This window comes from Streptomyces endophytica (genome assembly GCF_026153355.1).
Lineage (GTDB): Bacteria > Actinomycetota > Actinomycetes > Streptomycetales > Streptomycetaceae > Streptomyces > Streptomyces endophytica.
In genome coordinates, this window is record NZ_CP110636.1 from 4335177 (window position 1) to 4349424 (window position 14248).

General features: G+C 73.1%; 12 protein-coding genes and 1 pseudogene. 6 read left to right on the top strand and 7 right to left on the bottom strand.

Annotated elements, in window-relative coordinates:
- The first annotated feature begins 178 nt into the window (after positions 1-178).
- Positions 179-1138 carry a LysM peptidoglycan-binding domain-containing protein gene (locus tag OJ254_RS31100; RefSeq protein WP_341483626.1) on the top strand — a complete coding sequence of 320 codons (960 nt, stop codon included), beginning with the start codon at positions 179-181 and terminating at the stop codon, positions 1136-1138.
- Here the strand turns inward: OJ254_RS31100 and OJ254_RS19350 are convergent.
- Complete coding sequence (locus OJ254_RS19350) at positions 1114-1395, bottom strand: hypothetical protein (protein ID WP_265363323.1); 282 nt, start codon at positions 1393-1395, stop codon at positions 1114-1116. The genes OJ254_RS31100 and OJ254_RS19350 overlap by 25 nt on opposite strands.
- 495 nt (positions 1396-1890) lie before the next feature.
- Between OJ254_RS19350 and OJ254_RS19355 the strand changes: the two genes are divergently transcribed.
- From OJ254_RS19355 to OJ254_RS19365, 3 genes are all read left to right on the top strand, one after another.
- Entirely contained in the window at positions 1891-3150 is a 1260-nt protein-coding gene (locus OJ254_RS19355; RefSeq protein WP_265363324.1) for a glycosyltransferase family 4 protein, read from the top strand.
- Positions 3147-4136, top strand: coding sequence for a hypothetical protein (locus OJ254_RS19360; protein WP_265363325.1), 990 nt, complete (start codon positions 3147-3149; stop codon positions 4134-4136). The genes OJ254_RS19355 and OJ254_RS19360 overlap by 4 nt, the downstream gene beginning before the upstream one ends.
- A 509-nt stretch (positions 4137-4645) precedes the next feature.
- Positions 4646-4861 (top strand): I78 family peptidase inhibitor, encoded by a 216-nt coding sequence (locus tag OJ254_RS19365; RefSeq protein WP_265363326.1) that lies wholly within the window; start codon positions 4646-4648, stop codon positions 4859-4861.
- Between the two features lie 150 nt (positions 4862-5011).
- Here the strand turns inward: OJ254_RS19365 and OJ254_RS19370 are convergent, their stop codons facing one another.
- Entirely contained in the window at positions 5012-6052 is a 1041-nt protein-coding gene (locus OJ254_RS19370) for a phosphatase PAP2 family protein (RefSeq protein WP_265363327.1), read from the bottom strand.
- Between the two features lie 307 nt (positions 6053-6359).
- The gene (locus OJ254_RS19375) at positions 6360-7541 is read right to left on the bottom strand and encodes a hypothetical protein (protein ID WP_265363328.1); all 1182 of its coding nucleotides are present in this window, start codon (positions 7539-7541) and stop codon (positions 6360-6362) included.
- A gap of 211 nt (positions 7542-7752) precedes the next feature.
- Here OJ254_RS19375 and OJ254_RS19380 point away from each other — a divergent pair, with 211 nt between their 5' ends.
- Both OJ254_RS19380 and OJ254_RS19385 read left to right on the top strand, forming a co-directional pair.
- Positions 7753-9402 carry an MFS transporter gene (locus tag OJ254_RS19380; protein WP_265363329.1) on the top strand — a complete coding sequence of 550 codons (1650 nt, stop codon included), beginning with the start codon at positions 7753-7755 and terminating at the stop codon, positions 9400-9402.
- A 139-nt stretch (positions 9403-9541) separates the two neighbouring features.
- Positions 9542-10750: an acyl-CoA dehydrogenase family protein gene (locus tag OJ254_RS19385; protein WP_265363330.1), complete on the top strand. Its 1209-nt coding sequence runs from the start codon at positions 9542-9544 to the stop codon at positions 10748-10750.
- A 45-nt stretch (positions 10751-10795) separates the two neighbouring features.
- Here OJ254_RS19385 and OJ254_RS19390 read toward each other — a convergent pair whose 3' ends face one another.
- The 4 genes and pseudogenes from OJ254_RS19390 to OJ254_RS19405 all read right to left on the bottom strand — a co-directional run bounded on the left by OJ254_RS19390 (position 10796) and on the right by OJ254_RS19405 (position 14084).
- Complete coding sequence (locus tag OJ254_RS19390; protein WP_261952294.1) at positions 10796-11245, bottom strand: cell division protein SepF; 450 nt, start codon at positions 11243-11245, stop codon at positions 10796-10798.
- 246 nt (positions 11246-11491) lie between these two features.
- A complete protein-coding gene (locus OJ254_RS19395; protein WP_265363331.1) occupies positions 11492-12445 on the bottom strand; it encodes an ABC transporter substrate-binding protein in 954 nt (317 codons plus the stop codon).
- A pseudogene (locus OJ254_RS31890) lies at positions 12442-12892 on the bottom strand (GNAT family N-acetyltransferase). The gene OJ254_RS19395 and the pseudogene OJ254_RS31890 overlap by 4 nt, the downstream one beginning before the upstream one ends.
- A gap of 67 nt (positions 12893-12959) precedes the next feature.
- Positions 12960-14084 carry an LLM class flavin-dependent oxidoreductase gene (locus tag OJ254_RS19405; protein WP_265363332.1) on the bottom strand — a complete coding sequence of 375 codons (1125 nt, stop codon included), beginning with the start codon at positions 14082-14084 and terminating at the stop codon, positions 12960-12962.
- Between the last annotated feature and the right edge of the window lie 164 nt (positions 14085-14248).

The window sequence follows — 14248 nt, forward strand, 5'->3', positions numbered from 1 at the left end:
CACCCGTTGGGCGATCACGTACGGACATGCTCTGCGCAACGCATGGCGCAGTCGGCGGCGTTCCGTACACCGGAGCGGGTGGGAGCGGGGCTTCGCGGGCGCGGCGCGCGAGCCGGCCGGGGGTGCCTGCTTACCGTCACCGGCTATGTCGGACAACTCTTCGGCCGCACGGCGTGTCGTGGGAACCGTCGGGAGGCTCACCGCGGCGGCCGCCGCCCTCGTCCTCGGCCTGTGCCCGCCCGGTGCCGCCGCCGAGGTCCCCTACGACGACGGCGGCGCGCCCGCCTCGGTGCGGGCCCGGCACGCCTGTGCCGGCAACGACTGGCCCTGGGCATGCCTCGCCGAGTGCGAGAGCAGCGGCGACTGGCACATCAACACCGGCAACACCTTCTACGGCGGGCTGCAGTTCTGGCAGCCCACGTGGGAGGCGTTCGGCGGGCTGGCCTTCGCGCGGCGGGCCGACCTCGCGAGCCGCAAGGAGCAGATCCATGTCGCGAAGAAGGTGCAGGCCGCGCAGGGCTGGGGCGCCTGGCCGGTCTGCGCCAGGCGCTACGGGCTGATCAGCGAAGACCGGACCTATGTCGTCCGGCGCGGTGACACGCTGGGCAAGATCGCCCGCAGCCTGCACGTCAAGGGCGGCTGGCGGGCGCTCTACAAGGCCAACCGCACGGCCCTGGGCGCCGATCCGCGCCGGCTGAAGGCCGGCCTCACGCTGCGGATCCCGGGAACCGCGGTAACCGTTCCGGTCCGGCAGCCCACCGGCCCCGCTCCGGTGACACCGAGCGGGAACGACAACGGTGTGGTGCCACCGGTGGCCGAGACGGTCGACAGCGTGCCTCCGGTGGCCAAGACGGTCGAGGTGGTGCCAACGGCGACCAAGCCGGTCGGCCCGTTGCCTCCGCAGACCGAGCCGGTCGGTTCCACGCCGCCTCAAGCGGTCGCCACGGATGGTTCTGCGCCGCCTCAGGGGGCCGTGGCGGGCGGCACGGTGCCACCTGCGGTTCCGACGGGCGGTCCGCCGCCTCAAGGGGACCGGCCCGGCGGTGTGGCGCCACCGGGGGCCGCGCCGGCCGGTTCCGCGTCTCAAGGGCCGCAGACCGCCGGCCCGCCGTCTCAGGGCACCCAGACCGCCAAGTAGGTCGTGAAGACGCCGGAGTCGCAGGAGTAGGCGGGCCAACGGCCCTGGCGGCGGCCGGCCTCGCCGGCGGCGCGGCACTCGGTCCGGCCGGCGAGGGAGCGGGAGAAGGTGTCGTACCGGGCCCAGTGGCCCGAGGGGGGCCGGGGTGCGGATGCGCCGCCGTCCTGGTCGGCGGCGCTCGCCGGGCCTGCCACCACGAGGCCGCCGACCGCCAGTAACGCGGCCGCCACCGCCGTGCCCCATCGTCTGATCCTCACCGGTACCTCCTCGGCGGCCCGGGCACCTCCCCCGGTGCGGGCCGGACCGTCGCGGTTCGGCTGCTCCCCCGTTCGAGCAGACGAAGTGCCCCACCGTGCCCCGGCGTCGGACGCCGGGCGCCGCAACGGCCCCGTACAGGCTTCCGGTTGGGCCGGCACTCCGGCAAGGTGGAGCCCGGGCCGGATCCGGACAGAATCCGGGGGCCGCCGCGGCGGAGAATGACCGACACGCGGGCGGCGGAGTCCGGCGGTCCGCCGCCGCCACGCCGTAGTGCGCCAACCCGGCCGGGCCCGACGGGATTTCCGGCGGCGGGGTTCCGTCCCACCGCTACCGATGGCCTAACTTTTTCGGCACATCTTGGCCAAAGTCCCCAACCCGGAACCAGCTTGTGCGGTCTTCGCGTTCAGAGAAGGGATGCCTTGCGCGGGGGAGGGGTGCGCGCGGCGACCGCGAGGAGAGCGGGACGACCGGAAGACCATGGGGACACAGGGACGATGCACATCTCATTCCTGATACACAACGCCTACGGCATCGGGGGGACGATCCGTACGACGTGCACGCTGGCGCGTACGCTCGCCGAGCAGCACGACGTCGAGATCGTGTCCGTCCTGCGCCACCGTGACGCCCCCGTCTTCGACCCCGGACCGCGGGTCGCGCTGCGGCACCTCGTCGATCTCAGGGAATCCGGGCCCGGCTTCGACGGCGACGACCCGGCGCACGCCCGGCCCGCGAAGGTCTTCCCGGCCGCGGAGCGCCGCTACGACCAGTACAGCGAGCTCACCGACCGGCGAATAGCCCAGCATCTGCGCCGGATCGAGGCCGATGTGGTGGTCGGCACCCGGCCCGGGCTGAACGTGCACCTCGCCCGGCAGACGCGGCGCGGCCCGGTGCGTATCGGCCAGGAACATCTGACCCTCGACACCCACAGCCGGGCGCTCAAACTGGCGCTGCGCGGGGCCTATCCACGGCTGGACGCGGTCACCACCGTCACGGAGGCCGACGCCCGCGCCTACCGCCGCAGGCTGCGGCTGCCGGGCGTACGCGTCGAGGCGGTGCCCAACGGCGTGCCCGCGCCCGCGCTGCCGCCCGCCGACGGCACCGGAAAGGTCGTCGTCGCGGCCGGCCGGCTCGCCCCCGTCAAGCGCTACGACGTCCTGATCCGGGCCTTCGCCCGGGTCGCCGCCGAGCGCCCGGACTGGCGGCTGCGGATCTACGGCGGCGGGGCCGAGAAGGCCGCGCTGCGGTCGCTGATCGACGAACTCGGGCTGTACAACCACGTCTTCCTGATGGGCCCGGCCCATCCCCTGGAGGCCGAGTGGGCCAAGGGCTCGATCGCCGCGGTCTCCTCCAGCATGGAGGCGTTCGGCATGACGATCGTCGAGGCGATGCGGTGCGGACTGCCGGTCGTCGCCACGGACTGCCCGCACGGCCCCGGCGAGATCATCGCCGACGGGGTGGACGGCCGGCTGGTGCCGGTCGGCGACCCGGAGGCGATGGCCGGCGCGCTGCTGACGCTGATCGGCGACGACGCCGCCCGCCGCCGGATGGGCACCGCCGCCCTCGCCGCGTCCGCCCGCTTCGACCCCGCCCGGATCGCCGCACGCCACGAGGCGCTCTTCGGCGAACTGCTGGCGCGCCGGCGCGCCAGTCGGCTGCACGGCGGTCTGCACCGCGCCCGGGGAGCGCTGCTCAGCGGTGCCTACGCCACCAAGGACGCGGCCCGCGCCGCGCTGGGAGGGGTGCGCACGGCATGACCGCGTCGCGCCAGTTGACCTGGACCGGAGACGAGACGAAGGAGTCGGCCGCCATCGATCAGGAAGCCACTGCCGTGAGCGGCGCGGCACCCGACGGACGCGAACGGCGGGCCGGGCGGCGGAAGCGGGCGGACGGCACGGCCGCGCCCGCCGAGCTGCGGGCCGACTGCATCGCGGACTCCGCCGGCGGCCTCACCTTCGACCTGACCGCCCCGCAGGACGCCGCGCCCTCCTGGAGCGCGGCGCTGGTGCTGCGGCGGCGCGGCGGCGACGGCGCGGACGACGAGGTCCGGCTGCCGCTCGGCCCGAACGGCGCCGGCCGGCTGCGGGCCGTGCTGCCCAGCACCGTCGCGCTCGCCGAGGGCCGCTGGAACGCCTACGCCGACCTCGGCGACGGCGGCGCGCCGCGGCGCCTGCAGCCCGGCGTCAACGACCTGCGGTCGCTGGTGGACCGCCGTCCGCTGGCCGGCATCGGCCGGCTCGGGGTCCGCATCCCGTACGCGACCAAGCTCGGCAACCTCGCGCTGCGCAGCTGGCTGCGCGGGCCGCACGCCGAGGCCGGGGACATCCTCGTCACGCCGGACGGTATGACGGTCTCCGGGCGGCTCTACGGCGCCGCCCCGGCCGCCGGCGCCCTGGCCGAGGCCCGCGCCCGGCGCGCCGCCGGCTCCCCGGAGACGGCCCCGGCGCCCGTCACCGTCCCGCTGACCGTCAACGGTGCGGAGTTCTGCTTCACGCTGCCCTACGAGGAGCTGGCCACCCGCTGGGCGCACGGCACCGAGCCCTGGGACCTGTGGCTGCGCCCCGCCGAGGGCGCCCGGCCGGTCCGGATCGCCCGGCTCCTCGATGACGTCGCCGACAAGAAGCAGGTCTTCAGCTACCCGGCGCTGCCGGTGGCCTCGGCCGCGGCGCAGCTCCGCATCGGCCCGTATTACACGCTCGACAACGACCTGGCCGTACGGGTCGCCGGTCCGGACGCGGACTGAGCCGGACGCGGGCGGAGGGAGCCCGAGGCGCGCCGGCCCGGTCGGCGGGGACGCCGGCCGGGCTTCCGCATACCCGGCCATACCCGCCCAGGCCCGCCCGCGCCGTCCCGGCCGGCCCGCCGTCCCCGCTGCCCGGCCGGCCGCGCCGTCGCGGTGCGATGTGCGGGAAATGTGTGTGGAGTGTGGTGCGTCCGCCAATTTCCCGGCGGCCGGGAATGGGCGTCCGATAAGCGGGAATCCGGTGCGGACCGTGGATTAATTTCCGGCCGGTGTTGCCCGGTGCCCGGAGCGGCCGTGTCCGTTTCGTATCCGATCACGGCGGAATTCAGCCGGTTTTATTTTTCCACCCGGTTGCGCCGTCACCCGGCGCGTACGGGTGACGGAAGATCCGGCAAACGCCGGAACGCCGGCTGTGACACAAGTGTGACCAATGCCGGACCGGAAAGTCACCGGGGTGTGCGACGGACGGCCCTTCCGCGGGCCCGGGACGGGCGCCTACGGTGGCTGTCATGAGTGACGTACCCGACTTTCCGACCAATCCCGAGGACGACGTCCGGACCTATGTCGGTCTGGCGCAGCAGGACGCCGAGGAGCGGGCCCGGGGGCGCGGCTGGAGCACCGTCCGCGCGCTGCCGCCCGGCACGGTGATCACCATGGAGTACGTCGCCGGCCGGCTGAACTTCGAGGTCAAGGACGACGTGGTGCACCGCTGCTGGCCGGGCTGAGCGCCGGCGGCACGACGCCCCGGCACGTCGGGCGGAACGACAACGAAACGACGGGACGACGACGAAGGCCCCGGCCGCTCGGAGGAGCGGCCGGGGCCTTCGATGCGGGGCGGGGGTGTGTGCGTACCGGCCCCGCCGCTGGTGGGGCGGTCAGCCGCCGGTGTTGCGGCCGCGCACGGACGTCGGGCCGAGCGGGGTCGTGCGCGGGACGCGGTCCGCGTGCGGCGGTCGCCGGCTGCCCGCGGGATTCGCCGGGGTGCGCTCCGACCGGATGGTGTACGGGCGCGACGCGTGGTGCGGCCAGCCGCCGTCCGGGGCGCGGGTGGCCGGGCGGCCGCCCGTGGTGGCGCCGATGGTCTCGCGGACCAGCACCTCGCCGTCCGGGGCGAGGCGCTGCCGGGAGAGACCGGGAGCCAGCGAGCCGGCCGGCAGCGGGCCGCGCAGCGAATCGGGGCGCAGCCGCAGCCACAGCCGCAGCAGGATGCCCATGATGCGGTCCTCGACCCAGGTGATGCCGGGTTCCAGCCAGGGCATCGTCAGCAGCACCAGCACGCCGGCGGCCCAGCCGAGCAGCACGTCACTGACCCAGTGGGTGCCGAGGTAGACGGTCGTCATGCCGACGCCCAGCGCGCCCAGCGCGGCGATCACCGACAGCGTGCGGCGGCGCAGCGGGGTGGTCGCCAGATAGGCCAGCACGCCCCAGGTGACCACGGCGTTCGCGGTGTGACCCGAGGGGAATATGTCGCCGCCCAGCCACATCTCGTTGGCGCCGACCGTCGTCGCGTAGTGCGGACCGAGCCGCCCCATGCCCAGCTTCGCGGCGCCCACCGTGATGTTCAGCAGCAGCAGTGAGGCGCCGAGCACCAGCAGCGGGTGGAGGTTGCGCTGGCGCCAGCAGCGCCAGCCCAGCCAGGCCGCCACCGCCACCGCGGTCGGGCCGCGCTGGCCGAGCACCACGAAGTAGTCGAGGAAGGCGTGGATCGCAGGCCATTGCTTGTACGGCCTGAAGAACATGACCTGCCAGTCGAAGGTGACCAGCCAGGAGGTGGTCAGCACTCCGACCACGATCGCCGCGTACACCGCCAGCGTGCCGCCGAACAGCCACAGGCGGGTCCGGGTCATCTGGGGTGGTCGGGCGCGATCGGTCGGGCGCTCCTCCATCTGGTCGAGCTTCTTCTCATCGGTACGCACTCAATCGACGTTACCGCCTGTGATGTAGGCGCTTGGTCAAACTGTGCGCTTTGTAATGACGATGTGATGTGGAATGGGTCTCAATCGGGGCTTCGGCGGCGGGATTTGGAAGGGAATTCCGATGGATTCCCAATCGCTTCCGGGCGTCCGCGTGTCGGTCCGTCGAGCGCCTTATCTGCTTTTCCCCGAAGGGAGTTTATCGGCTATTTACTGGGGCGTTGGATGATGTTTCCTCGCGGCCGCGATCACGGAAGAGGATCATCCGGCCGCCGGCCGGAAGAAGTTGATCTTTGTGGCCGCGGCCGGGTCACGGCGGGCCCGATCCGTTCAGCCAGAACGCCCCGTAGACCGCGGCCCCCGCCGCCACCACCCCGATGACCAGCCAGGACCAGGCCGGCCGCCACCGGGCGAGCACCGCCGCCGGGGGCAGCAGCAGCGGGTAGGCCGGCATCATCAGCCGCGGCTTGGATCCGAAGTAGCCCTTGGCGGTCAGGGCCAGCAGCAGCACCAGCCCGCCGTAGACCGCCAGCGGCAGCGGCTGGCCGCGCCGCACCCCGTGGACGTACAGCCAGATCACCAGTCCGACGCCGGCCAGCAGTCCGAGACCGGCCGCGAAGGGCTGCTGCCCGATGAACCCGGCGAACGCGACGCCGCCGTCGAAGCCGTTGCCCCAGCCGCCCTGGACGTCCAGATAGCCGGTGACCGAGCCCTCGCGGATTCCCACCCATACGAAGTAGCCGCACCAGCCGAGCGGCGCGAGCAGCACGCCGGCCGCCATGCCGGGGTGGGAGCGGAGCGCCGCGCGCAGCCGTACGCCCGCAGCCCGCTCGTGCCACAGGGGCACCGCCGCGGTGACCCACACCGCGGCGACCACCGCCGCACCCACCGGCCGGGTCAGCCCGGCCAGCGACGCCAGCACCCCCGCGGTCACCCAGCGCCCGGTCAGGACCGCATACACGCCCCAGGCCGCGAGCGCGGTGAACAGCGACTCCGAGTACGCCATCGACTGCACGATCCCGACCGGCAGCGCGGCCCACAGCGCCGCCAGCGCGATCCCGGCCCGCGGCCCGTGCAGCCGCTCGCCGGTCGCGTACAGCGCCCAGGCCGCGGCCAGTGACGCCGACCAGGCCACCGCCATCCCGGCGTCCGCGGCCGACAGCGGCGTGAGCGCCGACAGGCCGCGCTCCAGCCACGGCAGCAGCGGGAAGAACGCCAGGTTGGAGTGCACGTCGCCGTTGGCCAGTTGGACGCTGTAGCCGTAGCCCTGCTCGGCGACGCGGGTGTACCAGAGCGAGTCCCAGCGGGCGGTGAGCAGGGTGTGCCAGTCCTTGCCGTTCGCGGCCGACCAGACGCCGAGCACCAGCAGCCCGAGCAGCCGGACCGCGGCGTACGCCGCCAGCGCGGGCGCGGCCCGGCGCAGCGCGGCGACCACGGCGGCGCCGTCCCGAGCGGTCCGGCCGGGAACCGCGGCCGAGGCAAGATCGTTCATCTGGACGATTATCCAGGTCTCCGGAAATGCCGGGCGACGGGCGGAGGGGGAACGTCCGGTGCTGCGATGAGCGTCTCATCGTGAGGTGAGCCACGCGGCACCCTTGAGGACTCGCGTAGTCTGACGTCTCTACTCGCCCGTGCCGCCGGTTCCCCCGGGGCGTTTTTCGCGCCCTGATCCGTGGCCGCGAGAGCTTGACTGGAGGTGCTGCATGTCCGGGACGACCGCGTCCGGCAAGGGACGGACGGCTGGTGTTCCCCGGCTTCCAGGCGGCGGTGTGAACCGCTGGACCGTGCTGATCGTGCTCTGCGTCAGCCTGCTCTTCGTCGCGCTGGACACCACGATCCTCTACGTGGCCGTGCCCTCGGTCACCGAGGACCTGCGGCCGGGACCGGTCGAGCTGCTCTGGATCGTCGACATCTACCCGCTGATCGCGGCCTCGTTGCTGATCCTCTTCGGTACGCTCGGCGACCGCGTCGGCCGCCGCCGCATCCTCCTGCTCGGTTACGGCCTCTTCGGTCTGGCCTCGGCCGTCGCCGCGCTCGCCCCCAACCCGCAGATCCTGATGACGGCGCGCGCCCTGCTCGGCATCGGCGGCGCGATGATCATGCCCGCGACGCTCTCGATCCTCCGGCAGGTCTTCCCCGACCGGCGGGAGCGTGCGGTCGCCATCGGCGTGTGGAGCGCGGTGGCCGCGGTCGGCGCCGCGGTCGGCCCGGTCCTCGGCGGCTTCCTCGTCGAGAACTTCTGGTGGGGCTCGGTCTTCCTGATCAACATCCCGATGATGGCGGCGATGTTCCTGATAGGACGGTGGCTGCTGCCGGAGTCGCGCGGTGAGCGCAACGGTCCCTGGGACGTGATCGGCGCGGTCGTCGCGGCGCTCGGCGTGCTGGGCATCGTGCTCGGCGTCAAGCGGATCGGCAGCGGCGCGGCGATCGTGGGACCGACCACGCTCCTGCCCATCGTGCTCGGCATCGCCCTGCTGCTGCTCTTCGTACGGCGCCAGCGCCGGCTCGCGCACCCGCTGATCGACATGCGGCTGTTCGCCCGGCCGGCGTTCGGCACCTCCGTCGGCTGCATCGTGCTGGCCATGCTCGCGCTGGTCGGCCTCCAGCTGATCGCCGTCCAGTACCTCCAACTGGTCCTGGGGCTCAGCCCCCTGGAGACCGGGCTGCGGATGCTGCCCCTGGTGTTCGCCGCGATGGCCGCCGGCCTCACCGGCTCGAAGCTGCTGCAGGCCCTCGGTCCGCGGGCGATGGTCTCGCTCGGCTTCGTGCTCACCGCCGTCGCGGTGCTCTGCCTGACCGCGATGAGCAGCCAGGACCGCCCGTGGCTGCTGTCCGGCGGCTTCGTGCTGCTCGGCTTCGGCTTCCAGTCCACGCTGTTCGGCGCCTACGAATCGATGCTCAGCGAGGCCCCGGCCGAGCAGTCGGGCGGCGCCGCGGCCATCGGCGAGACCTCCTACCAGCTCGGTGCCGGGATCGGCGTCGCGCTGCTGGGCAGCGTCATGAACGCCGCCTACGCCCCCGGTCTGACACATGTCGACGGGGTCTCCGCGAAGACGTCCGGGTCCGCCGCGCACTCCCTGGGCGAGGCGTACAAGGTCGCCGCGGGCCTGGGCGAGAGCGCCAAGGAGGCGCTGCGGATCGCCGCCCGCGACTCCTTCGTCCGTGGGCTGCACATCACCCTCGTCGCCAGCGCCGTGCTGCTGCTGGTCGGTGCCGGCATCGCGCTGCGGCTGCCGCGCCGGGCCGCGGAGACCACCGAGCGGGCCGAGGGCGACACCGGCACCGCGGAGGGTGCCCCGGCGGGCGCCGGGCGCGGCACCGGCAAGCCCGCTCCGGCCGGCTCCGGCCGCTGAGCTCCCCGGACCTCCCGCTTTCCGTACCGCCGCGCGGCGCCGGCCCTTGCCGCGCGGCACCGCGGGCCGTACCGTCGGACGCGCTGCATAACTACCACTGCTAGTTTTAGTCGCGCGCTGAACCCGCCGGAGGCCCGCCATGTCAGCCAAGCCAGCTTCCTCAGCTTCTTCGACAGTTCCGCCGTTCGACCCGGGCGACCCGCTGGGCATCGACGACCTGCTCACCGACGAGGACCGCGCGGTCCGCGGGACCGTCCGCCAATGGGCTGCTGACCGCGTCCTGCCGCACATCGCGGAGTGGTACGAGGCGGGCGAACTCCCCGGTATCCGCGAACTGGCCAGGGAACTCGGCGCGATCGGCGCCCTCGGCATGTCCCTCACCGGCTACGGCTGCGCCGGCGCCTCCGCCGTCCAGTACGGCCTGGCCTGCCTGGAACTGGAGGCCGCCGACTCCGGCATCCGCTCGCTGGTCTCCGTCCAGGGCTCGCTCGCCATGTACGCGATCTGGCGCTTCGGCTCCGAGGAGCAGAAGCAGCAGTGGCTGCCCGGGATGGCGGCCGGCGAGACCATCGGCTGCTTCGGCCTGACCGAGCCGGACCACGGCTCCGACCCGGCCGCGATGCGCACGTACGCCAAGCGGGACGGCGACGACTGGGTGCTGACCGGCCGCAAGATGTGGATCACCAACGGCTCGGTGGCCGGCGTCGCGGTGGTGTGGGCCCGGACCGACGACGGCATCCGCGGCTTCGTCGTGCCCACCGACGCCCCGGGCTTCTCGGCCCCCGAGATCAAGCACAAGTGGTCCCTGCGCGCCTCGGTGACCAGCGAACTCGTCATGGACGAGGTGCGGCTGCCGGCCGACGCGGTGCTCCCCGGCGTCACCGGTCTGCGCGGCCCGCTCGGCTGTCTGAGCCACGCCCGCTACGGCATCGTCTGGGGCTCGATGGGCGCCGCCCGCGCCAGCTTCGAGGCGGCGCTGGAGTACGCCCGGACCCGGGAGCAGTTCGGCAAGCCGATCGGCGGCTTCCAGCTGACCCAGGCCAAGCTCGCCGACATGGCCGTCGAACTGCACAAGGGGATCCTGCTCGCCCACCACCTGGGGCTGCGGATGGACGCGGGGCGGCTGCGCCCCGAGCAGATCAGCTTCGGCAAGCTGAACAACGTCCGGGAGGCGATCGAGATCTGCCGCACGTCCCGGACGATCCTCGGCGCCAACGGGATCTCGCTGGAGTACCCCGTCATGCGGCATGCGACCAACCTCGAATCGGTGCTCACCTACGAGGGCACCGTCGAGATGCACCAGCTGGTGCTGGGCAAGGCGCTCACCGGGCTGGACGCCTTCCGGTGAGCGGAGGCCGGCGGCGCACGGCGCCCCCGGTGAGCGGCCCCGCCCCTAACTCTGGTTGAAGAAACCGCCGTTGCGGTGGTCGTGGGTCTCGCCGCTGAGCACCCGGTAGTCGGCGGGGGTGAGCAGGAAGACCCGGGTGGCGACCCGCTCGATGGAACCGCGCAGGCCGAAGGTGAGGCCGGCCGCGAAGTCGACGACCCGCTTGGCGTCGGCGGACTCCATGGACGTCAGGTTGACGATCACCGGGACGCCCTCCCGGAACAGCTCGCCGATGCCACGGGCGTCCCGGAAGCTCTCCGGGGTGACCGTGGCGATGCGGGTGCCCTGGTCCTGGGCGGCCTCGTCGGCCACCCGGACCCGGGGGTCGGTCACCCAGGGGTTGCCACCCGGGCCGGCGGCATCGGGTCCCTCGGCGTAGTCGTCGTCGTAGTAGCGCTCGTCATCACCGTCGTCGACGAGGCCAAGCCAAGCACTCGCCTTGCGCACCGATCCCATTGACGCCTCCTCTCACCCGTGGTCTGTGTGTGTTCCTGCCCCTATCGTCGTCCATCAGGCCGAGGGAGTGCCAAGTGGATAGCGGCCGCACGGGGGGTTCGTGACACATCTGGTGCAAAGAGGGTGGCGCGCCATCAGCTTCCGCGCCCTATAAGGAAACTGACTGTATGAAGAGCGTAACGGTCGGTACCCGATCGTGTCGTGGCGGCAAGTGGCCGGCCCGTGCCGGGGCCTGATCCACCCGGACTACTTGATTTCCGGCGGGCTGATCTGCGACGTTTTGATCGCCGAGGGCCCGGTGCCCCACTTCTGCAGGATCCGGTCGTAGGTGCCGTCCTTCTTCAGATGGTTGACCGCGGCCCGGAAGGCGGGCGCCAGCGGGGTGCCCTTCTTGAACGCGAAGCCGACGTCGAGCCGTTTGAACTCGTTGAGGAACGTCAGGCCGGGCTGCTGCTTGACGGCGTACCGCAGCCCGTTGATCGTGCTCATCACCACGTCGCTGCGGCCCTGCTGGAGCGAGATCCACAGCGCCCCCTGCTCGGCGAAGGTCTTGACGTCGTACGGCTTCCGGCCGGCCTCGGTGCACAGGTGCCGGTTCTGCTCCAGCGTCGCCTCGAAGGTGGTGCCCGCGCCGGTGGCGACGGTCAGTCCGCACAGCTGCTTCAGCGAGGTGACCTTCTTCAGCGGGCTGTCCTTGCGGGCCGCGAAGCCCTGGCCGTCGTTGATGTACGTGACGAAGTCGATGGTCCTGCGGCGCTCGTCGGTGACGCCGAAGTTGCCGGTGCCCACGTCGTACTTGCCGCTGCCGAGGGCCGGCAGGATCGCCTCGAAGCTCGCCACCTCGCGGTGGATCCGCAGCCCGAGGGCCTTGCCGACCGCGTCCGCGAAGTCGATGTCCTCGCCGGCGAGAGTCGTGCCGTCGGGCAGGTAGGTGGCGCCGGGCGGGGTGCCGACACTGGCGGCGAGCGCGAGGGTGCCGCGCTCGCGGACGTCGGCGGGCAGCAGTTTCGCCGCGGCCGGGTCCTTCGTGACGCCGGAGACCACGTCGGTGGTGGGGATCTTGGCCTGCGCGGCGGCCGGTCCGGTGGCGCCGGTGCCGTCCGACGGGTCGCCCGAGCCGCAGGCGGTGAGCGCCAGGACCGCGGTGGCCAGCAGCGCCGTGGCGCGCAGTGCGGGGGTGCGGGGCGTGGTGGTGGTCATGGGCGCGGGGTCTCCAGGTGCTTCTCGAACGGCAGCGGGCCGATCGACTCCGGGTCGGCGGACAGGTCGAACAGTGGCCGGTAGCCCGCGGCGAGGTAGAGGCCCTTGGCCTCGGGCTGGCGGGGGCCGGTCGTCAGGTGGACACGGGTGTAGCCGCGGGCCGCGGCGTTCTCCTCCAGGAGGTCGAGGACCCTCCCCCGGACTTCGTCCGGGGGCGCCCCCAGCCAGTCCGCGCCGGCGGTGCGCGGAGTGCGTCCAGATCCTTTTGAATTCGGCGGTCCGGGCGTCGAGGCGGCGGTAGGCGCCGCCGGCCACCGGCTCGCCGTCCGCGAGGAGCAGCAGGAACGTGCCGCCGGGCGGGACGAACTCCTCCGCCGGGTACTCCAGGCCGAGGTCGACCGGCTTCTGGTAGCGCGTGCTGTATTCGTGGGTCAGCTCGTCCAGCAGCGGGCGGGCTGGGGGTGCCCCCGGCCGGAGGCTGGGGGAGGGTCGCCGACGGTGGTGTGACGGACCGTCAGTCGGGCTGCCGGCCGCGGCCGGGGCGTGGTGGCCATCGGGCCGCCTCCACGGCCGGCTCCGGCGGCGCGGCCGGTGCGGGCGACGGCCAGGGCAGCGGGTCGGGCAGCTCGTGGCGCAGCTGGGGGAGTACCTCGGCGGCGGTCAGCCGCAGCACCTCGGCCTTGCGGGCGAACGGCAGCCCGGCGCTGTCCACGGAGAAGAACTGCAGCGCATGGCCGTAGGCCACGTGCTGCGAGAGGATCTTGCCGGCGATCCGCGCGGGCGAACCGACCAGTGCCGGACCGTGGTCGGCGGCGTCGTCCAGGGTGCGGAACGGGGTGTTGTTGCCGGGTACGTCGCGCGCGGCGACCGCCGCCTCGTAGTACGGCGCGAACTCCCGGCGGGCGGTGCGGTCGTCGGCCGCCGCGTAGAGCGTGCCGCCCGAGGCGACCAGCGCGGCCGCCGGATCGTGCCCGTAGTCCGCCCAGCGTGCCCGGTAGTGGTCGATCAGCTTGGCGTAGGCGGCCACCGGCTGGATGACGTTGGCCGCGAAGACCGGATCGCCCCACAGGGCCGCCAGCTCCACCGAACGCTCGCTGGTGGCGCTGCCGTGCCAGATGGTGGGCGGCCGCCGGAACGGGCGGGGCAGCACCGTGGCGTTCTTCAGCGGCGGCCGGAACCGGCCCGACCAGGTGACCCGATCCTCGCTCCACAGCCGGCGCAGCAGTTCGTAGTTCTCCTCCTGGAGCGCGTACTGGTCGCCCGGATCGCGGTGGAAGAGGTGCCAGGGCTCGGGCGCGTTGCCCTTGCCGATGGTCAGCTCCAGCCGGCCGCCGGAGAGCTGGTCGACGGTGGCGTAGTCCTCCGCGACGCGTACCGGGTCGAGGGTGGACAGCACGGTGACGGTGGTGAACAGCCGGATCCGGTGGGTCCGGGCGGCGATCGCGCCCAGTACCGCGGGCGGCGAGCTGGACAGGAACGGCGCCCCGTGCCGCTCCCCGACACCGAAGGCGTCGAATCCCAACTCCTCTGTCAGTACGGCGAGTTCGACGACCTCGCGGAGCCGGTCGTGTGGGGTGAGGAGGTGTCCGGACAGTGCGTCCGGGACGTTGTCGATCAGAGTCATGACGCCGAAGCGCATACCGCGCCCTTCTGCGAGCGGGACGGAGGGGAGGGGGAGGAGAGGAAGGAAAGCGAGAAGAGAGAAGGGAGAAGGGAGGCTCCGGGGAGGGGAGGGAGGAACGGCGAAGAAGGCGGAGCGAGGGGAGGGGTCGCCGAAGGAGCGGCGTGAAGTGTGAAGGCGCG

What these genes read in the sequence shown, in the direction of transcription:
- OJ254_RS19355 (WP_265363324.1), top strand. Translation starts at nt 1,891, where the DNA reads ATGCACATCTCATTCCTGATACACAACGCCTACGGCATCGGGGGGACG.
- OJ254_RS19360 (WP_265363325.1), top strand. Translation starts at nt 3,147, where the DNA reads ATGACCGCGTCGCGCCAGTTGACCTGGACCGGAGACGAGACGAAGGAG.
- OJ254_RS19365 (WP_265363326.1), top strand. Translation starts at nt 4,646, where the DNA reads ATGAGTGACGTACCCGACTTTCCGACCAATCCCGAGGACGACGTCCGG.
- OJ254_RS19375 (WP_265363328.1), bottom strand. Translation starts at nt 7,541, where the DNA reads ATGAACGATCTTGCCTCGGCCGCGGTTCCCGGCCGGACCGCTCGGGAC.
- OJ254_RS19380 (WP_265363329.1), top strand. Translation starts at nt 7,753, where the DNA reads ATGTCCGGGACGACCGCGTCCGGCAAGGGACGGACGGCTGGTGTTCCC.
- OJ254_RS19385 (WP_265363330.1), top strand. Translation starts at nt 9,542, where the DNA reads ATGTCAGCCAAGCCAGCTTCCTCAGCTTCTTCGACAGTTCCGCCGTTC.
- OJ254_RS19390 (WP_261952294.1), bottom strand. Translation starts at nt 11,245, where the DNA reads ATGGGATCGGTGCGCAAGGCGAGTGCTTGGCTTGGCCTCGTCGACGAC.
- OJ254_RS19395 (WP_265363331.1), bottom strand. Translation starts at nt 12,445, where the DNA reads ATGACCACCACCACGCCCCGCACCCCCGCACTGCGCGCCACGGCGCTG.
- OJ254_RS19405 (WP_265363332.1), bottom strand. Translation starts at nt 14,084, where the DNA reads ATGCGCTTCGGCGTCATGACTCTGATCGACAACGTCCCGGACGCACTG.